The following is a 23513-nucleotide window of genomic DNA, read 5'->3' as shown; positions in this document are numbered from 1 at the left end:
CCTTTTATCCAGATTGTGTTTTTATTGCATAATTCTAAAACTAATATAAAAGTAGTATAAATAAATAAATAAATAAAATCTAAATTCTTTAGTGATTTTAAAGCAATACAAGCAGTCGAACACAGTCGGAAAAGCAGAACGATCAGAAAACTCATCTACAACAGACAAGTAGACACAGCGACTCAAAGAGGAAAATATGGCTGTGCCCTCTGAGCCGTCTTTCTTGTTGTCCTTTTGTCCCTACTGCTTCATCAATAGAATAATAAATAAACAAATTAATCGAAGACTGGCGGTGTATTGGCTTCAAGCCAGTAGTCCACGAATGCCTGGATCGTCTTTTTTAGTTCCTGAGCATCCATCGGTTTGACCAGATATCCATTTGCACCCTTTTGGTAGCACAATTCAATATCCTTGGGGTTAGATGATGTGGTAAAAACCACGATGGGGATTCCCTTGAAACTCTTGTCTTGCTTGAGCCGATCTAAAATGTCACGGCCATCAACACCTGGCAAATTGAGATCGAGCAAGATTACAGAGGGTCGTAATCCTACTTTAGAATTGGGTCGGTCTTCGCTCTTAGCGTAGGCATTGTTTCCCTGTTGATAAAGGAACTCTAAAACCTCATCTCCATTAGTACAACGATGTATGGGGTTTTGGACGGACATACGCTGCATCAGACGTTGTAGGATCCGAAAATCTTCATTGCTGTCTTCAACAACGAGCAGCGGTTCATGAAGTTTTTTTGTCATTAGTGGTCTTAAAAGAACTTAACAAAAATATATATTTAGTCATTATCTTAAACTATTGCAGCGTAAAATAGAACATCGAGCCAATGCCTACGTTAGATTCAACCCAAATTTGACCGTTATGAAGCTCAACAATCTTCTTAACAATAGCTAGTCCCGCACCTGCTCCTCCACCGTATTTTTCCTGAGAGTGGAGCCGCTTAAATAATCTAAAGATGATTTTTAGGTGATGCTCTGGAATTCCAATACCGTTATCACGGATATAAAAGATTGGGGAAGGTGGGGTCCCCTCTGGGGATAAGGGGTAATGGGGATTGGTGATTGGGGAAGGTGGGGTCCCCTCTGGGGATAAGGGGTAATGGGGAAGGTGGGGTCCCCTCTGGGGATAAGGGGTAATGGGGATTGGGTTAAGAAAACTCTTCCTTAGTCCCCAGTCCCTAGTCCCCAGTCCCTGATCTAAGTAGCCAATCTCAACCCATTGCTCTGCCTTATCGTTGTATTTGAACGCATTGCCAAGCAGATTACTGAAGACTTCATTAACGAGAACTTGGTCGCATAAAACTGTTGGTAAAGGCCGAGGAATGCGAATATCCACAAGCCCAGAGTCTTGGCGACTAGCACGAAAAACGTCAATTACCTGGTTGAGTAATTCGTTGAGGTCAGTTGCTTGCAAGCGCAGTTGTGCTTGTCCTAACTGCGATAACCGCAGCAGAGCATTAATCAGAGTTTCCATGCGTACAGACAAGGTCACTACTGTTTGCAAACACTCAATTCCCTCATCATCTAATACTTGGGCATAGTCTTCTAGCAGCACTGTTGAGAAGTTATAAATGCCCCGCAAAGGTTCCTTGAGGTCATGGGAAGCGGCGTAGGCAAAGGATGCTAGTTCTTGGTTGCTGCGCTCTAACTCCAGGTTGATTTTAGCTAATTCATCCGCCTTCGAGAGTACAATACCAACGATCGCATTATTCAAAGCGATCGCACTGTCAAGTTCACAAGGTTTCCAAGGTAGAGAAGTTAATCTAACAGTTTCTTGCCATTGTTCAAAGGATTTTCGTACAGACAGGGTAAGGCTACCATCTGCCTGTGCTTGCATGGATTTTTGTGGATTTCCTGCCCAGTGTACCGTTTGGATAACTTCGGGGCGAAACCAAAGGATGTAATAGCGCCGGACTTTAGAAATCCGCAGTAGCAACAAGCCACTAGCAGTATCTTTAAATACCAGCGCCTCTTGGTAAAGCTTTGGCAGAGAATCAGTAGAAAATAGGTTATCACTAACTTGGGTATCCGCCCATTCAATGAGCGCCCGAACTTCATCAATATTCGGTGTTGTCCCTACAAGGGTAATTTCATTATCCAGACAAACCGCCGCTCCTGAAGCACTAACAAGATCCAACAAGCGAATTTCCGGTTTGATTAGGGCATCGATAAAATTGTCTGCTTGGGAAATAGATTCTAGAAACTCAGACTGTAGCGATTTGAGTTTTACTTTATAATCCCATTCTGAGTGACTAATTTTGTGTGCTAACTCTGAAGACGCAATCTGTCCCAAAAATTCGCACATCTTGCGGACTTCGTAAGAAATATACTTTGGTGTTTGATGGTGACAGGATATTAATCCCCAAAGTTTCTGCTCTTGAATAAGTGAAATCACCAAAAGAGCCTTTACTCCCATATTTTGATGATATTCAGTACAACACCAATCAAAACTCCGTAGCAGACAGTAGCTTAAGTCAAGATGCTGATGTGTTGTTGGATTTTCTGTTGGAACTAGTTTGACAGGTTCGGCAGTCAAATCGGGGAGAAATCGCAGAAAGCAGCGCGTGTATAACTCCCTAGCCTGCGCCGGAATATCTGTAGCGGGATAGTGGAGTCCTAAATAAGGTGATAAATCTTCCCGTTTAACTTCTGCAACAACAGAACCCGCTTCTGACTCGTCAAATTGATAGACCATCACCCGGTCGAAACCGATGATTTTTTGGATTTCTTCAGCGATCAAATGCAAAAATTCTTCCAGATTGGATGTGCTTTGCATTTTAGCGATCGCTTCACTCGCCAAACTATGGAAGTTTAAGAAACTCACCTCAGATTCCGAGTCAGTTGGTTCTAACTCCAGAATCACAGCTTCTTCTGTACGATGAGCAATAGCATCAAAATATATTTCCCCATATAAAGTATGTATTAATACTTTAAAAGCATTAGCACTACCAATCTTTTTTACTAAGCACTGCTTGACAATTTCCACTTGCTGAGGGTCAAGTAAATAGCTCAAAGGTTGACCGAGCAAATTTTCTGGAGCTTTGCCCAAATACACTTGGGTATTGTTGCTAACTTGCAGTATCTCTAGCTGAGTACTGAGTGCTATTAGAACGCCATGAGGTTGAATAGAGCCAGGTATGTGAATAGGTTTGCGATCGTGGTTAGTCAGGGCAGTAACTTGGGCTGTAGTATATTCAGGCTGGCTCATAACTGAACTTATGTAAAGCTGATTTTTACAATAGCGTAATTAAATGTCATATTTCTTTAAAGTATATGTCGAAAGTATGAATGCGATCGCATATATCTGTGCTTGTTACGGTTTTTACAGTAAATAAGGTAAGTGCAAATAATGAGAAGATGGTGTAGGGTGTATTACGGCTTCCATAACGCACCGAAAATCTGAAGTAGCCTTATATCTAACTTTTACTTAAGAGACTGGCTGTAAAAAAAACATTTTGAGAAGTAATAGCGGTATTTTAAGTATCTGTAGGTTCATGAGTTAATAGAGATACATATTTTCCTGTATAACCGAGAACTTTTAGTATAATTCTCATCAATCAATCGTAGTATTTATTAAAAATATCTATTTTATCGTAAATATCAAAATCAGGGAGATCTCCTTGATGAAATAGTGGATTACGAATGGATTCTCATAAAGTATCTTTCGTCATCTCACTTGGAATAAATCCTAGATAACAATTTACTTGATTTAACTTTTTTTGAATATTTTCTCCAATTTTATCCCTTGCTAAACCTTTAGATATCAAGTATTTTAACAAGAGATATTCGTAAGCTATAAGCATTGTAGCCAGTTTCAAATTGATATGTTTTGTTTGATTGATTTCTGCTGTAAAGATAATAATTCTATTTATACATATTTCAATTTGGTAAGCTTTATAATTTTAATAAACTTTATTAAAAGCATTAGCAATAATTTGTAAAACCTTAAAAGTATCAATGATGAATTTTGTGTAAAAAGATTGTTTATTAGTATTTTCTATTAAAATTTGACTTACTATATCTTCAGAAATATATTTAATTATAGGGACTAAATTTAAATTGGCGCTAACAACTACAACTACAACTAGAATATTAGATGAATACAATAATCAAATAAAATTCTAACCTAAATTTATATCAGTAATTACCACACCATCTTGGGAATGTACTTATAGATGCTTGTTTGTGGCTTTTTTGTAAGTCACTTACAGCTTATGGTATATTCAAAGTAGATACGTAAAATAGTCCAAAATAGGTGCGTCAAGCTCCGAAAGTTTTATGTTTGGGTGTGAAATTCTCTAATAAAGCATTTATTTTGAGGTAGTTATGACTACAGTTGTTGCTAAGTGGGGAAACAGCCTAGCTATTCGACTTCCGAAAGCTTTGGCTGAACAAGTTAATGTCAAAGAGGGGACAGACATAACTTTCAGCATTTCAGGCAATAGTATTGTAATCACGCCGCAGCAGCGAAAAAAATATACGCTTGATGAATTGTTGGAAGGTATGACTCCAGATAATTTCCATTCTGAAATAGATACTGGATCTGCTGTGGGGAATGAAGTTTGGTAGTTAAACCATACATTCCAGATAGAGGTGATATTGTCAAGTTGGACTGCGGAACTACAAAGCAAATTACGGCTGATTCGATTCGACGTGTATTAGCCCTGAGAACATCAGGAATGTCATTTGAAGATATCGCTGAAACGCTTAATGCTGAACTAAAACCTCAAGGGTGTGAGCAGATGGGCTACCGTCCTTTTTTAGTTATGTCGCCATTAAAATACAATCGAATGGCTTCTATAGTTCTAATTTGTCCAATTACTAATCAAAAAAAAGGTCTTAATTTTGAGGTTCTGCTTCCTGATGGAATGATAACCAGTGGCGTGGTGCTAGCCTCTCAGATCAAATCGCTTGATTGGAAAGCTAGGAAGGTTTTGTTTGTCGAGAAAGTTGAACAGGAGCTAATTGAAGAAGTTCAAGCAAAAATTGAGCCTTTAATTTTATAAACACGCAAATAAATTTTACAGACGTAATTAATTACGTCTGTAAAAATCAAATAAAAATCATTACATGCAGCAATGCAACACCAATATCCAACATCCAAAATCCGAAGCTGACTATGGTGTTGGGAACTTTTTTTTTACGAGTTTGGCTCCTTTTATATCCAATAATTGTGCTAATTCGGTTGTATTCAATGACTTGACGAGACTCAAGCCAAGAGACTTACCAGAAATGCTTTGAGTGTAAGCGGCGTTTAGGTAGGGTGTGTATTGCGGCCTGCCTGCAATGTATGTTTGGAAAAAAGGTAAACTTAAAACATTCATGTAACGACGTGCTTGAGAAGCATCACCGATCATATCGGCAGGTAATGCTACTTGTTGATTTGCAGGGTTTGCATTGCCAATGGTGGAAAAGTGTGTGCCACCAACAAGCATGACGAGATACTTTTGGGAATTTGCCAACCAGGAGAAAGGTAAAATTTGCTCGGATAAAGCTGGTGCAACTGTATCATCACTACTGCTGACAATCATCACTGGAGTTTTAATTTGACTTAAACCAGCTTTGCCAAAAATCGAACTAGTAATGGGATTAACTGCGATCGCAGCTTTCACTCTCTCATCCCGCAGGTTATAATCTTTGCCAGACTTGCTGATGCTCAATTCTAAAGCGCGACACTGAAGCAGTAAAGACATATTCCAGGTATTTTGCAGTGCTGCTGGTTGACAGTCTTGTTTTAACTGCTGAAAGTTAATTTTAGCGCCTGCTAGGGCCAAGGCTGTGTAGCCTCCCAAAGATTGACCAAATACTCCGACTTGTTGCAGATTTAGGCGACCTTTAAATCGTGAATCGGATTGATTGCCTTTTTGCAATTGATTCAGTATATATGTTACATCCAAAGGTCGGTCTTGAAATTCACTTGGTTGTGCGACTTCAATGGCGCGTCCTTTTAACAGAGAACGCAATTGTTTAGCATCACTACCAGGATGATTGGGAACGACAACGGCAAATCCGTAAGAAGCTAGATGAGTAGCTAAATATTGAAAGTTACTGCTGTCTAAACCCAAGCCGTGAGAAATTACGATTACCGGTGCAGTCTTCTGGACATTGGGAATGTAAACATCAGTCAATAAAAGTCGATTGCGGGTTGAGTCGAAAAACTTCAGGGTGTATTTTTGCGACTTAAATTTTCCCGGAACCTTTAAATCGGGCAATTGCGAGAAATTTGGTTGGGAAATGCTATCAGCTTCTATTTTAGACTTTTGGGAAACAGCTGTGATCGCTTGATGGGTTTGATTAACAAGTTCCTCTAATTGTGTACCTATTTCCAAAGTCTCGGCGACATCAAGGTGAATGCTGCTGGTGGGATATTTCCGCAACACATTTAAAAGTGTCAAGCCTCCCGATTCACCAGAGGCTAAAATTAGCGCCGAACGCAAAGTACTTAATCCTGGTTCTGGTTGACTAGTTTTAATCACTTGCGCCAACCGATGCAGTAAAAATTCTCCTTGCGGTGTGTAAAGAAGTTGTGAAACTACTACCGGACTAACTTTCACACGATTAAGTAAAATTTGCCGCAATTCTTGAAGCTGTTCTAGAGGCAGATATTGCTGATAGGCTGCTAAGTCTTCGTTAATTACACCTGTTTTGGCGTAGTTCTCTAAAGTTGTGACTGAAATGGAAAGCTCCAAAGCTGAATAAGATGCATAAATCCGCTCTGCTGCCAAGACGGAATTACTAATTCCAAATGTTGGCAGCACCATTGAAAGAACCAGCAATAAAGAATTTTTTTTGAGAGTGCTGGCCCAATTACCAAACAAACTATTCATCGCTCAACTATTTCAGTAGTCTAGTTTTATCGGGTGTTGGCTTTGGTAGTTATTCGGGCGCCCTGCTTAGTTTACTTAAAGTTATTAGCCTCAATTTTATCAAAACAGAATTTAGGAGTCAGGAGTTATAAATCAGGAGGAATTATGTATGAATTGCGAATGTAGCTTGCTTAAAGTGATGGGTAATGATGGGTTTTAAATTCCTACTAAATCTTAAATTGTGTGGTTTTAAAAAGTAGTGATTCCCAATTCCCTAGTAATGTATTCTGACTCCTGAATTCTGATTTTTGAATTCTTTTTCAAGGAGATTTCGGCTAGAAAGTCAACAATCAAATACTACAAAATCACGCAGATGGGTAAAGTATCCAGCTGACTTCAGTAGTTTGCCTTCACTATTAAATCATAACAAATAAAAAATAGTCTGCCTCAGTATTTATGTTGTAGCTTTGAATATTGCACAAAATCACTAAATGAAAAAGCTAGTAAAAATCCTGAAAAGCATTGCAATTAATCAGCTTTTCCCAAGGCGATCGCTACTGAACCTGTGACTACTAAACCCGCTCCGAATATTGCGATGAGGGTGAAGTGTTCTGGTGGTGTCCAATCAGGTGCAATAACTGATACAACCACGACTGATATTAATGTGACAATAGGAGCTAAAGCTATTACTGCACTTACTCGTGATGCTTCCCAATGTTGTAATGATTCCGAAAAAGCACCGTAAGCAATAAAAGTATTCAAGGCACAAAAAATCAACATTCCTAAATGGAAAGTATCAAGTATAAAAAGTGATTTAAATTTAGCTAGAGGAGTGAATAATAAAGCACAGCCTCCATAAATGATCAACATGATACTGGTGGAAGATAAAGATTGTAATAACTGCTTTTGTGCCAAAGCATAAATAGCCCAAGCTGTCGATCCTAGCGCGATTAAAACACTACCTAGTATATATGTGCCATGTGCTGTAATTAAATTCGTTAGTTGTTCGTGGAAAAATAAAAGATAACCGCAAATCATTACACTAACGCCAATCCATTGAGACAGCCGATAACGTTCTTTAAAAATTACTAACCCTCCGAAACCTAATAAAAGGGTAGATAATTGAATGAGAACTTCAGCGTTAGCAGGCGATGTTAATGCTAAACCTTGGGTAAACGAAAAGTAATTAATCCCTAAGAATATTGTGGCGATCGCTAATAATTTACCAGAAGCAGAGCGTAATTGTTCTAATTTTGGTAATTTATTGCGTATTCCTAAATACACAGCAAGCAATATAAATGATACCAAAAAGCGAAACCAAATTACGGTATAGATATCAAGTACTTGTAGAGTTACTGCTAGAGCAATAGGTAAAATTCCCCACAATAACACTGTTAATAGCGATAACGCTAGCCCTAAGCGCCACCGACCAGAACTTTGATGTAGTAACATTCAAATCTCCTACACAAAGTAGGGCTAATAATAAGTTTAAGATATACCTAACTGATTTTATCAAACTCTTGTTGACAAAAGATATTAATAGCTTAGTTGATGTAAATTCAATATAAGATAATCCATTTATCTAACTTAATTTATTATTCGTAGCCGGAAGAGGGTGTTTTTTTTGTTCACGTAAAATTCGTAATTTATGTGCTCATTTTACATGAATCTTAAATTTCAAACTTCCTCGTAAATGTATACTTTATCTCGGCGTTACTTTATAAAACAACTATGGGGATTATACCCATAATCAGCTTAGTAATCTTTACCACTGCCTTATCAAGTTGCTTACTGCTGACCTCAAGAGGTCGATTTTTGCTCAAATCTTTGGTGACAAAAATAAAGCGGCAAGAGTGGAGATTCAGATATAGCAAGCCCAACTACTTAAGATCGAGATTTTCAAGGACTATAACAATTGCTGCCATTATTCTGGTAGCAGTAATAGCCGGAAATACTGTATCAGCAGTTACAGGCCCGTCTCCAGTTTCGCTCAAGAGCGTATCGGTTCCAGAACCTGACAATCTTGGAGACTTCGTAAAAGACAAAACAGCTGCAATCAAGTTAGGAAAGACTCTTTTTTGGGATATGCAGGTTGGGAGCGATGGAAAGACCTCCTGTGCTAGTTGTCACTTCCATGCTGGAGCCGACAACAGATCCAAAAATCAGATCGCTCCTGGGCTTTTGCGTGTCAATGCCGATGGTACAGAGAATCCAGATTCAGTTTTTAATGTCGGCGGGCTACCAAACTATCAACTTAAACCAGAAGATTTTCCCTTCCACAAGCTGTCAAACCCAAACGATCCTACGACTATTGTATCTGACCGTAACGATGTCAGTTCTTCTCAGGGGATCTTCAATACGAAGTTTCTGGATGTCACACCTGGTAATGCAGAAGACAAAGTTACAAACGAGTCAGATCCGGTGTTTAACGTGGGAGGTATCAATGTGCGACGCGTCGAGCCGCGTAACACGCCAACCGTGATTAATGCCGCATTCAACTTCCGCAACTTTTGGGATGGAAGGGCACAAAACATCTTTAATGGGGTGAATCCCTTCGGTTTAAGAGATCCTAATGCCGCTCTCGCCAAGGCTGTAAACCCAATTAGTAATCTAGAATTTGTGAAAGTCAGCCTGAAGAACTCGTCTTTGGCATCCCAAGCAGTTGGGCCGCCACTCAGTTCCTTTGAGTCGTCCGCAGATGGTCGCACTTTTCAAGAAATTGGTGATAAGTTCGGGCGAATTGACATAAGATCCCTCAGCGTTAGTAAGGGTAAAAAGCTCCCTCGAAAACTTGCGAAAAAGTTATTACCTCTTAGACCGCTAGGTAAACAGCTTGTTCATCCACAAGACAGCGTTTTAGGTGAAGATAGTAGATCGCCTCAACCTGGACTTAGAGATAGAACCTACACTCAAATGATTCAAGATGCCTTCAAGCCTGAGTGGTGGAAGTCTAATCAACTCATCCAAATTGACGCTGACGGTAAACGCACTGTCCTCAAGAAACTTGATCGCTCCTTGAATACTAATGAGTACACATTGCTAGAGTACAACTTCTCGCTATTCTTTGGGCTGGCAATTCAGTTGTACGAGTCTACACTCATTGCCAATGATACGCCCTACGATCGCTTTTTGGAAGGAAACACCAGCGCTCTAACCGCGCAGCAGCAACGAGGGAAAGGACTGTTTGAGGGCAAAGCACTGTGTATTGCTTGCCACAGTGGAGTAGAATTAACAGCGGCTTCAGTAAGCAGCGTGGCTAAAGACGGACGAATCAAACGTGCGCCGTTCGGGACAAAATCTCCCGAAGACACTGGTTTCTTCAATATCGGTGTCAGACCGCCCACAGACGACCCCGGTTTGGGTGGTCATGACGGTTTCCCGGGTAGTAATCCGCTTTCAGAGGCACGATTGGCTCAGTTGGGCAAATTTAAGGATCTCCTTGGCGAAAACCCCCCAACCCTTAATCCACCGTTGAATTCCAGTGAAACTGTGCTTGCAAACGGAGCTTTCAAAGCACCTGGACTTCGCAATGTGGAACTCACTGCTCCCTACTTCCACAATGGAGGTCAGGCGACTCTAGAGCAATTGATTGATTTTTACAATCGGGGTGGTGATTTTGGAGTACTTCCACCGCTAAATCTCTCACCAGAAGAAAAACAGGAATTGGTCGCCTTTTTAAAAGGGCTGACTGATGACCGAGTTCGGTATGATAAAGCGCCCTTTGACCATCCACAATTGTTTATCCCTGATGGACATGTGGGTAACTCTAATAACGTTGTCAATGACGGCACTGGTAAAGCTAAAGATGACACAGTGGAAATTCCTGCTGTTGGTAGGAATGGTAATAGTGGTACACCAAATTTCCTGAGTTAATCCTATTTCACGACGAAATACCTGAATACAGATAGATATGTAGGGATGTACAGATGTACGTCCCTATTTTTGCGATTTGGTGCAATTAGAGTGGTAGTTTGTCCCATTAAATATGATGAGTTTGTAGTAAGCACTTCAATGCTTAAAAATCCAGGACTAAAGTCCTTACTACGAACTTATTCATCCACCAAAGTTGATGTGGTGGACTAGTAGTTACGATTGCTTGACTAAGGAGTGCGTAGGCGTAGCCCGCCGGAGGCATCGCCAAGTATCGGTTCTATATTGCTAATTTTGGTATTGTCTAGGTAATTATAGACTCTTCTGGAAACTTCACGGACAAAATCTCCAGCTTTGGGATCGTAGTTTGGTCTTTGCACTAAAACACCTGCTAAATAGCTTTTGCCGTTGGGCATTTGAATAATACCCGCATCACCAATGATAAATCTCAATGTACCAGTTTTGTGGGCAATGGTAGCTCCTTGGCCGATACCTGCTGGTAGTAAACTATTGGTTTTGACATGGCGCATAATGCCTAAAACTTGATTGCGGCTAGTTGGGGATAACAAACGATTATTAGAAACTAACGCCGCTAATCTGACCAAATCTTTAGAACTAGTTGTATTTGTGCCACCGATGTCTGGAAGTAGATTCCGAAGTGCTGTATTTTGCAATCCCCAGCTGCGAAAACGTTGGCTAACTTTTGCGGCACCACCCAAGCGATCGAGAACCAGATTTGTGGCAGTATTATCGCTGATTGTCATCATCAAGGTAGCAGTTTCTAGGACGCTAAATTTAGTGCCGATGGGTTTGTATTGCATAATTCCAGATTCGCCAACCTTTAAATCGCGCCGCATCACTAATTTATCGGTAAGTTTAATTCTACCTGCGTCTATTTCTTGGAAAAGAGCCACTAATAAGGGAAATTTGATTGTACTGGCAGCAGCAAATCTTTTTTCGCCATTAATATCTATATAATTTCCTGTATCTAAATCTAAGAAAAATATTCCCGGATTCAATGTTTTATAACTTGCTAACAAACTGCGAATCTGAGAAGTAATACCAGCCATCTCTTGACCAAGATTCACAACTCCAGCAAATGTAGATGCATCTGTGGATTTGATGGCAATATCTTCTCGATTTTCTCCAAGAATGGGATTACTTTGGCGGTTAAATGAATTGAATTTGAAAATCCAATGCGAACGGGAATCTCCTTTAATTGATATATTTTGGGAAGTAACATCATAACCAGGAGCTAACTCGACGACAAAACGAGTGGTTTGAGAGTCTGGTTTGCCGAGGCGAATTTCTTTTATCGCCTTACCAAAACTTTGTTTGACAGTATCGGAATTAAAATTAGTTCCAGGTAAGTCAATCACTAACCGATTCGGATTATCTAATAAAAAGGCTTTTGGTTCTATTCCCGAAGTGGTAGTTAAGTCTAATTGGTTTTGGCTAGAATCATAGTACCAAGACTGTAATTGTGAGGCTTTAGCTTGTCCTGCAACTAGAACCAAACTGCTTAAACCAATCGCCAGTAGATGTGATTTCATGTTCTGAATGTGGGTGTGCAAGTAAGGATCAACTAATCAGGTTTACTTAGATTGTTTTCTGATGACTGTGCTGAACTTCCGGAGAAAAAGTCATAAATCCCGTTGAGTTATTTTTTGAGATGATATTTGGGATTAGATAAGCACGATAAATCATCATTACTTATTAAAAGTAAATCGCTGACAGTTTTATTTGTGGTGTGAGTTGACAACAACAGAAATTGTTAATCTAGCGGAAGGACGAGCGAAGGATTAATTATGTTTCCAACTTATGTTTTGTAGAGAGAGAAAGTAAAACCCATTTACTAAAACCCTAATACATGTAGATTTCGCGTAGGGGCACAGCATTGCAGGGCAAACGCATCTAAATTACTCTTGATCGGAACCAAGGTTAAGAAGCAATCGATTTAATCAGCGTTTCTCGTTTGGTTTAGTTTCCCAGGCTCAAAGCGATCGCTAAATGTGTGTCAATAAGCAGGGATTAATGCGACCTATTTTGGAGCTTATTGAGAATATAATCCTTTTGTTGACATGATGCGGTCGCCCTGCACAGCATTGCCCATTAGTGTCAACTTAACGTAAAACTTTTGTCAAGACGTGATATAGAGTTCATTCACTTACGGTTACTCACCGCGTCACCCCACCCCGGTTTTGTCTAAAGCCAAAACCGCCCCTCCCCGATGCCTTGGTGCTACGGTGTACACACAAGTCGGAAATAGCTGATTAACCAGGGTTTTACCCCACCCTAACCCTCCCCAATACATACGGGGAGGGAACTAGATTTCTTATTTCCCCCCTTTATAAGGGGGGATTAAGGGGGGTAATTTGACTGTGTGTACACCCTAGGCCCAAGGCATCGGTGCTACGGTGCACACACAAGTCGCAAATAGCTGATTAACCAGGTTTTCAGGGTTTTACCCCACCCTAACCCTCCCCGTATGTATTGGGGAGGGAACTAGATTTCCGGCTTCCACCCTTTGCAAGGGGGGATTGAGGGGGTAATTTGACTGTGTGTATACTGTAGTCTAAAAAAAGAAAGGCTTTGAGGCTTACTCTCCTTCCTTCTCTTCTCTACGAGAGGCTACGCCAACGAGACGCTGCGCGAACGCAGGGAAGGATCTGGGGGTTAGGTCTGTATTTCCCGCAATTGAGAACCGCTATGTTTGTTATTTTGGCGAACGCATTTGTTATTTTGGCGAACGCATTTGTTATTTCGGCGAACGCATTTGTTATTTCGGCGAACTCATTTGTTATTTCGGCGAACGCATTTGTTATTTTGGCGAACGCATTTGTTATTTCGGCGAACGCATTTGTTATTTCGGCGAACGCATTTGTTACTTCGGCGAACGCATTTGTTACTTCGGCGAACGCATTTGTTATTTCGGCGAACGCATTTGTTATTTCGGCGAACGCATTTGTTATTTCGGCGTGTCCATAACGCACTCTACTGGCGTGTCATTACTCAAATGTTGCAATTTTCCCACTTTTCCTATCTTTTTGACGAGACGTAAGCGTTTGACGAGACGAAGCGAAGCGTGACAAAATTGAGACGGGATCGGCTGGTTTAACTACACATTACTGTCCCCCCTTACAGACTTGAACTGACGCAGAGAAAGGTTGGTTGACATCTCACGTTAAAAGAAATCAGCCACCCAAGGAGAACTACCTGCAAATATTTGCGTAGCTGCTGAAATAGCTGTTTCTGTCCCATGCAGTTTTCCAGCTATTTGCAAATGGTAGGGAGAGAACAAACTTGTATATATTGGTGCTAGTTCTCGAACATCTAGCTGCAACTCACCCTTTCCACCTTTTGTAACTTCACCGCGTCCATTGGTAACAGAAAGAATGAATTTACCATTGTTTGCATCTAGCAAATTATCTTGAATGTCTAAGTGCAGTTCAGTTTGAATTCCCGATGGATAACCCCGCATCTCCAGCGCCTTGACTACATCTACTACCCGCAGCATCCAACGCATCGTATACTTGAGCTTGGCAGTTTGCTCTGGTAGCAGCAATGTTAAAGAATCGCTCACAGAACTCCTCCATCGCACCTGTTCAATTTGGGAGCGATGACTGGCAAGAAAAGACCAAAATGTTTGTGCAGCCGCAGCTGTGAGAATTACCCAATCTTTGATTCGCAGGATTGCGCCATCCTCTGTTGAATGTTGACTAAAAAGGATGTAGCCTTCAGGTTTCTCTTTTGTACCGATAAAATATGCGTAAAATGTTTCCTTGTCATCTGGTTGAATTAAGCGCTCCCAGATTGCGGGATGTCTGTCTAAATATCCATGTGTTAATCTGGCCTGCTGCTGATATAGTTCGTGAAAGACTTGATGATTGATACTCACTATTGGTTGTAAAGGTAGGGGTTGACCCCGCACTTGGATACTTTTAGTCGGAACTTCCCAATTACACCAGCTACCCCCCTGCTCATATCCGACTTTTCGATACAAGCCTTGAACTGCTGGATAAAGAGCAGAGAGCGGTATACCTCTAGCATAAAGTTCCTTGAGCGTCTGCTGCATGAGAGCGATCGCAGCTCCCGAACCACGGTATTCTGGAGCAATGCCCACTACGGCAATTCCCGTCATTGGTACACGCTCACCACCCCACCACTGACCCATATCCAGAGTTGCCAATCCACCAATTAATTGCTCTGATTCACGAATAATGCGAAAATTTTCTACGCCAACCTGGTTGATGTAAACTTCCTCAGTGCCAAGTGTGTTGACAAAACATTGGTCAAAGATAGCCCCAAGCTGCTGAATATCCTGTGGATGGGCAAGAGTGCTGTATTCAAATTGAGCCGTCATCTCTTATACCATTAGTAGGACAAAAACACAATCATACTACAGCAGATGTTGCCCCAATGCTTGAGCAATTTCATCGCCATAAAGCCCCGGAATTAGCCTCAATTATACTACTGCACGTTTGGTTTTAAATGTTGGAATACTTATATCGCAATCAATAGACCTCTTGCACAAATGCAAAATTCGCCCTTATCCCCTAACCCCTTCTCCCAATTTTGGGAGAAGGGGAGCCAAATTCAAAGTCCATCTCCCATGGGAGATGGATTTAGGGTGAAAGCTCATTGATTCATGCAAGAAGTCTAATATGTTCAATTAAGGGTTATTGGTGTAGATAATTAGTCTTTCAAAACGCGATAAATCCGCGATAAATCCGCGATAAATCGCGTCTCTACATTTGGGTTTTGTTGCTCATTCTGAACTGTATTTACTTAGATCGTTTCTTTATAAGGCTGCATATATTTACCCTCAGCTACGCCTTGCCCCCAAAGCATCTTCATGGAGAATTGATATTATACTTGTAAAGATTTTTCATGAGTTACCTCAAGACTGTTTATTCTATTTTTAGGGCCATCTGCTCTTAACAAATTACTTACAAAAAATATGTCAACAAGTTGGATTTATCTTATATTAGCAATCCTTTTTGAGGTTTCAGGCACAACTTGCATGAAATTATCACAGGGATTTACTAAAATAGCTCCTTCAGTATTAATATTTGTCTTCTATGGACTTTGTTTTACTTTTTTGACCTTTGCTCTCAAGAGACTTGAAGTAAGTGTCGCCTATTCTGTCTGGGCTGGATTGGGAACTATTCTAGTAGCTATTATTGGTATTATTTGGTTTCGGGAATCTGCCACATTAATCAAACTTGTGTCGATCGCCTTAATCATCATCGGGGTAATTGGCATCAACGCAAGTCAATGAAGGGGGCAGGGGGGCAGGGGAGAGGGTTTGCAGATTTTATACAGCTTAGTATTGGCTGCTTTAGCTAAACATTACTTAGGTAGCGGTGAACGAATTGAATGGCGATCGCACCTTCTCCCACACCGGATGCCACCCGTTTAATTGAGCCATAGCGGACATCTCCGGCTGCGAAGATTCCGGGAATGTTGGTTTCTAATAAGAAAGGAGAGCGTTCTAAAGGCCAACCACGAGGAGATTTGCTATTATGCATCAAGTCTGGCCCTGTGATGATAAAACCCTGAGCATCGCGTTGAATAACACCTTCAAGCCAATCAGTTTTGGGGCTAGCACCGATGAAGATAAACAGCGATGTCTACGACGGGCTACGCCTACGCGCCGGCACGGTTTCCGTTTGTCCAGTGTTGGCATGGGTAATCACAATTGCTTCTAAATATTCTTCTCCCTTGACTTCCACGACGCTGCAACCCGTGCAAACTTGGATATTTTCTGTAGCGGCAATTTGGTCAATCAAGTATTGGGACATACTTGATGTTAGTGACTCACCCCGCACTAATATAATCACTTTGCTGGCATACTTACAAAAGTGCATTGCTGCCTGTCCAGCAGAGTTTGCCCCGCCTACCAAGTAAACCTCTTCGTTGGTGCAGGCGAGCGCCTCAGTCATGGCAGCACCATAATAAATTCCTGCTCCTGTGAGTTTCTCTGCTCCTGGAACCTTTAGCCAACGGTAAGAAACGCCGGTTGCAACTAAAAGTGCATGGCAACTAATCTCGCTACCATCTGCCAATTGCAAAACCCGATAAGGATCTTCCAGTCGAACCCCACTTACGACTTGAGGAGTGAGAATTTCTACCCCAAATCGCCGCGCCTGGGTGACTCCCCGCCTTGCCAAATCACTACCACTCAAGCCAATAGGAAACCCCAAATAGTTCTCAATCCGCGAACTCGTGCCTGCTTGGCCTCCTGGCGCTTCACGCTCAATTAAGACAGTACTCAATCCCTCAGAAGCACCATAGACGGCGGCTGCCAGTCCGGCAGGGCCAGCACCCACGATCGCTAAGTCATAGAAGGGGCGCTCTGCCTGAGTTTGTAGTCCAATTTTAGCGGCAATCTCTAAATTAGATGGTTGAATTAACCGGGAACCATCGGGAAACAGCACTAATGGCAATTGTTGTCTACAATCAGCTTGGGCGAATTCCACTAATTTTGCTGCATCCGGCTCCAATTCAATATCTAACCACTTGAATGGAATCTGGTTACGCGCCAGGAAGTCTTTCACCTGATGTGAAAAAGGCGACCAGCGATTACCAATGACTCGAATGCCTTCAAAGGGTGGGCGGAATCCAGCTAGCCAGTCATCTAGCAAATCATCTAAAACCGGATATAGTCTCTCTTCTGGTGGATTCCAGGGCTTGAGTAAGTAATAATCAAGTCTGGCACTATTAATCGATTTAATGGCAGCATCCGTATCTGCATAGGCTGTCAACAAAGCACGTTTCGCATCGGGAAAGATGCCTTTTGCCTGTTCAAGGAACTCCACGCCTCCCATTTGGGGCATACGTTGATCCACCAAAAATAGAGCAACTGCTTCATTCCGCAATTTTAGTTGCTGCACCACATTCAGAGCCGTGATACCTGAATCTGCCCGGACAATGCGGAAGCGATCGCCATACTGATGACGCAAGTCTCGTGACACCGCTTGCAACACTTCTGGATCGTCATCGACGGTTAAAATTGCTGGTTTCGCCATAACTACTATTACTTAACAATTGCAGTGTCTAGCCGTTATCTTCAAAAATCTGTCGTCAAAATATCTACTGTTTAACCAGTTGCTTTAAACGAAAGTATGCCTCTTCTGGTGTCAGCGGTTCCGATTTACTTTCATTGGGTATATAAAATACCCAAGTATCAGGAAAGTAATGTACCACAAAGCTGGGAATCAAACCCAAGCTTACTGCTTGCTTTCCGAGTTTTTCAGTTTGTTCCTCTAAACTCAGTTGGTCATGAAATGAGTGTTCAACCATACCTTTTCATCTCCCTGCACTTTATTTGACTCTGGAAGAAGCTTCAAAACCAGTATTGCACAAATCACCTTTCGGTAATTCACCATTCACCATGTTCCAGAATGAGCTTGAGAATATTTTGGTAGTAGACCTAAATAATTTCAAATATGCTTTCGTAGAGAATCATAAAACTATTTGGGTCATTCACGCTAATCTGAAATTGGATTGAATAAGGCAGCAGGGCATTCCTGACGTTGAGGTCTTAGGAAATCATCTGTTTCCCCCTATACTCGTACTCGGCACAATCAGCGATGAGAGGCTTTGCCAACGTTGGTAAACTACGCTTTTAGCCAAGTATTGCGCTATTGCTGTTCTTTACACTACTGAGAAATAGCAGACGTTATGCGATTGGGTTGGAAAATTGTCCTATTCCTTTGTTCTCAAGGCATTAATTCATCTTGCCATCTCTAAAATAAGCGAACGAACAGCTACCATATTCCTCTAAGAATTATAAGTAAGTATGCGATCGTTCTACCTTGCGTGGGTATAGTGGTGGACAGAGTACAAGGGAGCCATAAAGCAAATGATGATTGCGTCACCAATGACTCGCTAACGCTTCTCTACGAGACGCACTCGCATTCGCTATCGGTGACGCTAACTCCCAGAGTAGTTGAAAGACGGATAATTTATGTTGTCTCTCTGACTTGCCTCTAACTGTTGTCTTTTGGCACAAGCAACAGCAATGCTTGTCTACCATCACACCAACTTTAGAGGGAAAAGCTCAATTTCCACAAAATCGCAATGCTTATCTAAACCCCAATGGGAACAAATCTCTCCAACAGGCTAATTGTTGGCTGTAATGACTGGGCTTCAACAAATAGCGCACTTTGCTCACCAAAAGCAGTCCAATTTTGGTTATTGGATAAAGGCTCAGAAGCAACAATAACTTGGTTTGGCTGCTTGAGTTCATCATAAGACCAATAAAGAGTAGGGGCTTGTGTGCGATAAGCATAGCGAATTGCTGCAACTGCTTGACCATCACTGACAATTACATTGGCACTAAAGCTGGTGTTGTGTTCTGATGCCAACTTAGTCAATTTTTGAAGTGTGGCATTTAATGCTGACAACAGAGTGCTGTTTGGAGACGACTGCCACATTTCCACTAGTAGGGCGAAGATGTGTTCCGAGTCAGTCGTGCCTTTAATCAGGCGGTATGTGGAATCAGAGAGGCTCTCACGTATTGGTCTATAAAGAGTTTGTTGAAAGTTTGATATTTCGCCATTATGCACAAACAAAAGTTTCCCACTACGAAATGGCTGACAATTGCTAATGTCGAGCGATTCACCTATCCCAGCTAATCGGACATAGCCTACAGTACAACTGGATTGTACATAGTTGCTCAAATCTTCCAGATTCGGCTCATTCCACAGCGGGATCGTATTTCGGTAAATGAAGGGTTTACCCACTTCGTCGTACCAGCCTACACCTACTCCGTCTCCACAAACTACTCCTGATTTTAATTCCAAAGGACTGTAACTTTGTTTGTAGAGCGAATGCTCTTGTTTATACAGCAACTCATCTAAGAGGATGGCGTTACCAAGATAGCCAATTAATCTACACATAAAAAAACGATGTTGCTGAAAGAGTAAGAAAAATTAGTCACAAGCCCCGATAAAAATCGAACCTTTTAACTGGACAATTATTGCGAAGCATTACTAATTTAACAACTATTGTTTATCTTGTGTATGTTTGAACTGTGACTTTAGTCATGGTTTTGTTTATGATTTTTAAAAAAATATTTTTTAAAAAAAGATTTAAGGAATTTAGATATCAATAAATAAACGAAAAAAGTTAAGTTAATTAACTTTAGTATTACATCGTAGATTATATTAATCTGCTAATTAGGCTGGAAGGGATTGAAGCTGAAATTGCAGCAAAGCTTGGAAAATACGGGTCAGTTCTACACTGGTTATTACTGGATAGTCAGGGTTTGTGGCTTTGTCTTTACTGATTAGATACCAGTCACCTGTAATCAAGAGATACAGCAGATTGCATCTTGGTGAAGCAGCGCGGTCTTCTCCCTTCTCTACGAGACGCTCCGCGAACGCGGAGCGTTCCGTTGGCGCAGCCTCTCGTAGAGAAGGAAAGGCGTTAGCCTCTCCCTTTGGGAGAAGGGGAGACGCTTTAGCGCATAGCGCAGCGTAAAGCCTTTGGCATGGCTTCTCTACAAGAGGCTGCGCCAACGCTTAGAGCGAGTCCTCTCCCAAGGGGAGACGCCAAGGGCGAACGAGCGTCTGGGGGTTTCCCCCATGAGCGACTGCTGTTAGCGCAGCGTTAGCGACGCAGGAGCGTCACCCGCAGGGTGAGGTACAGATAATCGTAGGGGCACAACATGTTGTGCCCCTACCCGTGTACTTCATTTACCTGAAATACGCTATAGCGTCTTAGAAACGGATGGTGCGCGAGATTTTTCCCCAACGGAGAAATGAAAGTATTTTACAGTGATGATTGCTGCAACCTGATACCGTATTCTCCGATAAATTAGCATCTGCAAAAACTATGCATCTTGTCAACTATTTCTACTGGAATGAGGCATTTTTATCAGCAAAATCGATAATGGTACGATCTAGATTTAAACTGATTTGTGGCTGCTGGAGTATGGTTGCTAATAATTCGGGATAGCATTGTTCTAAGTCTGCAATTTTAGCTTTTGCTCCCCAACAAGCATAGCCGTAGTAAGCATTTGTAAAGATTTATCGCAGCACGCTATGATTACTTATTCATTACTTTCAGATGTTGAACTGCCTTTTGAAGGAGTAAGCAAGAAAGAAAGTGTTCAGATCAAGTCGTCGGTGCTGCGAACTAACAATGAAAATCTAATCCACAACGCGGTAATGGATGGGATGGGTTTGGCATTCTTACCGACTTGGCTGATTGAAGACGATATTGCCGCCGGACATCTAGAGAGGGTGATGCTGGATTATCGATTTCCAGCCTCCATGCTTTACGCTGTGTACACCAGCCGCAAATATCTTTCATCGAAAGTGCGAACCTTCGTTGATTTTATTGCTGAATCTGGTCAGTTAAAATGATGCCACCTCACGTTATTCTAAGGTTGAGGTTTCGAGTTATGAGGTCGAAGTAATAATCTTTTCTCTCAATTCTCCACTACAGAGGCGATTAATCGTGTCTCTCCCTATCTCAAAATTTACTGTAAATTTTTAATTATGATTCAGGCAGAGGAATTTGTAGAAGCTGCGCGTAATCTTGGCTTTGGGTGGTACACTGGCGTACCCTGTTCTTTTCTCACGCCTTTTATTAACTACGTCATCAATGACGTTCAACTTAGATATATCTCCGCAGCCAATGAGGGAGATGCTGTAGCGATCGCAGCTGGAGCAGCAATTGCTGGTAAACCTGCTGTGGTGATGATGCAAAACTCTGGTTTGGGAAATGCAGTTAACCCGCTAACCTCCCTCACTTATATCTTTCGGATTCCACTGCTGCTGATTTGTACTCTAAGAGGCGATCGCTTGTTGCAAGATGAACCGCAACATCAATTAATGGGGCAAATTACAGAGAAATTGCTGCAAACAATGACTATACCTTGGGAATTTTTTCCCACAGACGCAGCAGAAATAGAACCCGTTCTACAAAGAGCTACAGCCTATATGCAACAAGAACGCTGTCCTTATGCTTTAATTATGCGTAAAGGAGCGATTGCCCCCCATGCACTCACCTGTTCTTCTATCCCCGAACGAGAAAATAGTAATAGCGCTCATATTCAGCAAAGCTTTTTTCGGGATAACAAAGAACAACGCATTTCTCGCAGCGAAGCATTGGCTCGGATTGTGGAACTCATCGATCCAGAAAACACTGTAGTAATTGCCACCACCGGATACACGGGACGCGAACTCTTCGCTAGTAAAGACAGTGCCAATCATCTTTACATGGTCGGCTCGATGGGCTGTGCTTCCTCAATGGGATTGGGATTATCCTTAGCACGTCCAGACCTCAAGGTAGTAGTAATTGATGGCGATGGGGCAGCACTGATGCGAATGGGTAATTTTGCTACCATCGGCACTTATGGCGGTGCTAACTTAACCCATATTCTTTTAGATAATGAAGTCCACGATTCCACAGGCGCACAAGCCACCGTTTCTGCGGGTATATCTTTTGCTAAAATTGCACAAGCGTGCGGTTACGGCGTTACATTAGCCGGAGATGACCCCGCCCTTTTAGATGCCTTATTTACCGCAGATAGCGACACTAGACCTAAATTCGCTCATTTAAAAATCCGTCCCGGAACTTTAGAAAAGCTACCCAGACCCAACCTCACCCCAGAAGCAGTTTTACAACGCTTTATGAAACATATTGGTTCTGACCTTATAATTCCTAATTCGTAATTAATAAATTCAAAGTACAAACTCTTAATTTATTAATGACAAATGACAAATGACAAAATGATTTTACTAAATCCCGGCCCTGTCAATTTGAGCGATCGCGTCAGAAATGCCCTGTTGCGCCCTGATTTGTGTCACCGTGAGGTGGAATTTTCCCAACTTCAAAGCAGAATCCGCGAACAGCTACTTCAAGTTTATGGTCTTGGAAGCGATTGCTGGGCAGCAGTTCTCCTCACTGGTTCTGGAACCGCAGCAATGGAAGCGATGATCAGCAGTTTAGTCCCAAGTGATGGGAAATTGCTGGTAATTGAAAACGGTGTATATGGCGAACGACTTTCCAAAATTGCCAAAATCCACGGCATTAATTACATTACACTTTCCCATTCCTGGAATGCCGAAATAGATATCAAGGCTTTAGTCAAACTCCTGGATGAAAACGCCGACATCACCCACCTTGCGATCGTCCATCACGAAACTACTACCGGTCGCCTAAATAATTTAGCGGAACTTGCGCCAATTTGCCAAGAACGCGGTATCAAACTATTAATAGATGCAGTCAGCAGCTTTGGTGCTGAGGAACTAAATTTTGCAGATTGGGGAATCACCGCTTGCGCTGCGACAGCGAATAAATGTCTGCATGGTGTTCCTGGAGTGTCCTTTGTCATCTTGCAAAGGGATGCACTGCCGTCAGTAGACACCATCCCTCGCACTTTATATTTAGATTTAGCAACCTATTGCCAGCAGCAAGACCGAGGCGGCACACCTTTTACGCAATCAGTACAGACATTTTATGCCCTAACAGAAGCTTTGCAAGAAATGGCAGAAGCCGGAGGTTGGCGTGCCAGATACAGCCATTACAACCAACTTGCTAGCTTAGTTAAAGACGGGTTAGCCTCAATCGGAATTAAACCCTTACTTCCTGTTGGCAGTTCATCCGTTGTCTTGAATGCCTACTATTTGCCAAACGGTTTCAGCTATGAGGAATTTCACGACCAACTGAAAGCACAGGACTATATAATTTATTCTGGACAGGGGAATTTAGCTCAATCTATCTTCCGAGTCTCGACAATGGGAGCTATTACCCACGCTGATATGGAACGCTTTGTTGCTGTTGTTAAGGAAATTATTCGGTAAACTGACTTGAA

At 41.8% G+C, this 23513-nt stretch carries 16 protein-coding genes and 1 pseudogene; 7 read left to right on the top strand and 10 right to left on the bottom strand.

What is annotated here, in order from left to right:
• Positions 1-275: 275 nt before the first annotated feature.
• Together V7L12_RS18935 and V7L12_RS18930 are read right to left on the bottom strand one after the other, a co-directional pair.
• On the bottom strand, positions 276-749 hold the full coding sequence (locus V7L12_RS18935) for a response regulator (protein WP_334820601.1): 474 nt from the start codon (positions 747-749) through the stop codon (positions 276-278).
• A 52-nt stretch (positions 750-801) separates the two neighbouring features.
• A complete protein-coding gene (locus V7L12_RS18930) occupies positions 802-3213 on the bottom strand; it encodes an ATP-binding protein (RefSeq protein WP_335086515.1) in 2412 nt (803 codons plus the stop codon).
• A gap of 1118 nt (positions 3214-4331) precedes the next feature.
• Here V7L12_RS18930 and V7L12_RS18925 point away from each other — a divergent pair.
• Positions 4332-4574, top strand: a complete 243-nt coding sequence (locus tag V7L12_RS18925; protein ID WP_094342324.1) for an AbrB/MazE/SpoVT family DNA-binding domain-containing protein — start codon at positions 4332-4334, stop codon at positions 4572-4574.
• Positions 4568-5011 (top strand): type II toxin-antitoxin system PemK/MazF family toxin, encoded by a 444-nt coding sequence (locus V7L12_RS18920; RefSeq protein ID WP_335086512.1) that lies wholly within the window; start codon positions 4568-4570, stop codon positions 5009-5011. The genes V7L12_RS18925 and V7L12_RS18920 overlap by 7 nt, the downstream gene beginning before the upstream one ends.
• Positions 5012-5122: 111 nt before the next feature.
• Here the strand turns inward: V7L12_RS18920 and V7L12_RS18915 are convergent, their stop codons facing one another.
• Together V7L12_RS18915 and V7L12_RS18910 are read right to left on the bottom strand one after the other, a co-directional pair.
• Positions 5123-6832 (bottom strand): alpha/beta hydrolase, encoded by a 1710-nt coding sequence (locus V7L12_RS18915; protein ID WP_335086510.1) that lies wholly within the window; start codon positions 6830-6832, stop codon positions 5123-5125.
• A gap of 507 nt (positions 6833-7339) precedes the next feature.
• Positions 7340-8263 (bottom strand): DMT family transporter, encoded by a 924-nt coding sequence (locus V7L12_RS18910; protein ID WP_335086508.1) that lies wholly within the window; start codon positions 8261-8263, stop codon positions 7340-7342.
• Positions 8264-8542: 279 nt separating this feature from the next.
• Here V7L12_RS18910 and V7L12_RS18905 point away from each other — a divergent pair, with 279 nt between their 5' ends.
• A complete protein-coding gene (locus V7L12_RS18905) occupies positions 8543-10684 on the top strand; it encodes a cytochrome-c peroxidase (protein WP_335086506.1) in 2142 nt (713 codons plus the stop codon).
• Between the two features lie 227 nt (positions 10685-10911).
• Here the strand turns inward: V7L12_RS18905 and V7L12_RS18900 are convergent, their stop codons facing one another.
• Both V7L12_RS18900 and V7L12_RS18895 read right to left on the bottom strand, forming a co-directional pair.
• Positions 10912-12234, bottom strand: a complete 1323-nt coding sequence (locus V7L12_RS18900; protein WP_335086504.1) for a serine hydrolase — start codon at positions 12232-12234, stop codon at positions 10912-10914.
• A 1631-nt stretch (positions 12235-13865) separates the two neighbouring features.
• Complete coding sequence (locus tag V7L12_RS18895; protein WP_335086502.1) at positions 13866-15044, bottom strand: GNAT family N-acetyltransferase; 1179 nt, start codon at positions 15042-15044, stop codon at positions 13866-13868.
• A 597-nt stretch (positions 15045-15641) separates the two neighbouring features.
• Between V7L12_RS18895 and V7L12_RS18890 the strand changes: the two genes are divergently transcribed.
• Positions 15642-15962: a DMT family transporter gene (locus V7L12_RS18890; RefSeq protein WP_335086500.1), complete on the top strand. Its 321-nt coding sequence runs from the start codon at positions 15642-15644 to the stop codon at positions 15960-15962.
• Between the two features lie 64 nt (positions 15963-16026).
• Here the strand turns inward: V7L12_RS18890 and V7L12_RS18885 are convergent.
• From V7L12_RS18885 to V7L12_RS18870, 4 genes and pseudogenes are all read right to left on the bottom strand, one after another.
• Positions 16027-17712: pseudogene (locus tag V7L12_RS18885) on the bottom strand (FAD-dependent oxidoreductase).
• A 64-nt stretch (positions 17713-17776) separates the two neighbouring features.
• Positions 17777-17986, bottom strand: a complete 210-nt coding sequence (locus V7L12_RS18880; protein ID WP_334819849.1) for a hypothetical protein — start codon at positions 17984-17986, stop codon at positions 17777-17779.
• Positions 17987-18774: 788 nt separating this feature from the next.
• On the bottom strand, positions 18775-19587 hold the full coding sequence (gene egtC, locus V7L12_RS18875; protein ID WP_335086498.1) for an ergothioneine biosynthesis protein EgtC: 813 nt from the start codon (positions 19585-19587) through the stop codon (positions 18775-18777).
• A 279-nt stretch (positions 19588-19866) separates the two neighbouring features.
• Entirely contained in the window at positions 19867-20208 is a 342-nt protein-coding gene (locus tag V7L12_RS18870; RefSeq protein WP_335086496.1) for a hypothetical protein, read from the bottom strand.
• Between the two features lie 483 nt (positions 20209-20691).
• Here V7L12_RS18870 and V7L12_RS18865 point away from each other — a divergent pair, with 483 nt between their 5' ends.
• The 3 genes from V7L12_RS18865 to V7L12_RS18855 all read left to right on the top strand — a co-directional run bounded on the left by V7L12_RS18865 (position 20692) and on the right by V7L12_RS18855 (position 23502).
• Positions 20692-21057, top strand: a complete 366-nt coding sequence (locus tag V7L12_RS18865; RefSeq protein WP_335086778.1) for a LysR substrate-binding domain-containing protein — start codon at positions 20692-20694, stop codon at positions 21055-21057.
• A gap of 135 nt (positions 21058-21192) precedes the next feature.
• Positions 21193-22371, top strand: coding sequence for a phosphonopyruvate decarboxylase (gene aepY, locus V7L12_RS18860; protein ID WP_335086494.1), 1179 nt, complete (start codon positions 21193-21195; stop codon positions 22369-22371).
• Positions 22372-22413: 42 nt separating this feature from the next.
• Positions 22414-23502, top strand: coding sequence for a 2-aminoethylphosphonate aminotransferase (locus tag V7L12_RS18855; protein WP_335086492.1), 1089 nt, complete (start codon positions 22414-22416; stop codon positions 23500-23502).
• The last annotated feature ends 11 nt before the right edge of the window (positions 23503-23513 follow it).

The sequence above is a fragment of the Nostoc sp. genome (genome assembly GCF_036918245.1).
Taxonomy (GTDB): domain Bacteria; phylum Cyanobacteriota; class Cyanobacteriia; order Cyanobacteriales; family Nostocaceae; genus Nostoc.
The sequence above is the reverse complement of the archived record's forward strand: the minus strand, read 5'-3'. Positions and strand labels throughout refer to the sequence as shown.

Coding starts and splice junctions, on each gene's coding strand:
- V7L12_RS18935 (WP_334820601.1), bottom strand. CDS start 749: ATGACAAAAAAACTTCATGAACCGCTGCTCGTTGTTGAAGACAGCAAT.
- V7L12_RS18930 (WP_335086515.1), bottom strand. CDS start 3,213: ATGAGCCAGCCTGAATATACTACAGCCCAAGTTACTGCCCTGACTAAC.
- V7L12_RS18925 (WP_094342324.1), top strand. CDS start 4,332: ATGACTACAGTTGTTGCTAAGTGGGGAAACAGCCTAGCTATTCGACTT.
- V7L12_RS18915 (WP_335086510.1), bottom strand. CDS start 6,832: ATGAATAGTTTGTTTGGTAATTGGGCCAGCACTCTCAAAAAAAATTCT.
- V7L12_RS18910 (WP_335086508.1), bottom strand. CDS start 8,263: ATGTTACTACATCAAAGTTCTGGTCGGTGGCGCTTAGGGCTAGCGTTA.
- V7L12_RS18905 (WP_335086506.1), top strand. CDS start 8,543: ATGGGGATTATACCCATAATCAGCTTAGTAATCTTTACCACTGCCTTA.
- V7L12_RS18900 (WP_335086504.1), bottom strand. CDS start 12,234: ATGAAATCACATCTACTGGCGATTGGTTTAAGCAGTTTGGTTCTAGTT.
- V7L12_RS18895 (WP_335086502.1), bottom strand. CDS start 15,044: ATGACGGCTCAATTTGAATACAGCACTCTTGCCCATCCACAGGATATT.
- V7L12_RS18890 (WP_335086500.1), top strand. CDS start 15,642: ATGTCAACAAGTTGGATTTATCTTATATTAGCAATCCTTTTTGAGGTT.
- V7L12_RS18880 (WP_334819849.1), bottom strand. CDS start 17,986: ATGGTTGAACACTCATTTCATGACCAACTGAGTTTAGAGGAACAAACT.
- egtC (WP_335086498.1), bottom strand. CDS start 19,587: ATGTGTAGATTAATTGGCTATCTTGGTAACGCCATCCTCTTAGATGAG.
- aepY (WP_335086494.1), top strand. CDS start 21,193: ATGATTCAGGCAGAGGAATTTGTAGAAGCTGCGCGTAATCTTGGCTTT.
- V7L12_RS18855 (WP_335086492.1), top strand. CDS start 22,414: ATGACAAATGACAAAATGATTTTACTAAATCCCGGCCCTGTCAATTTG.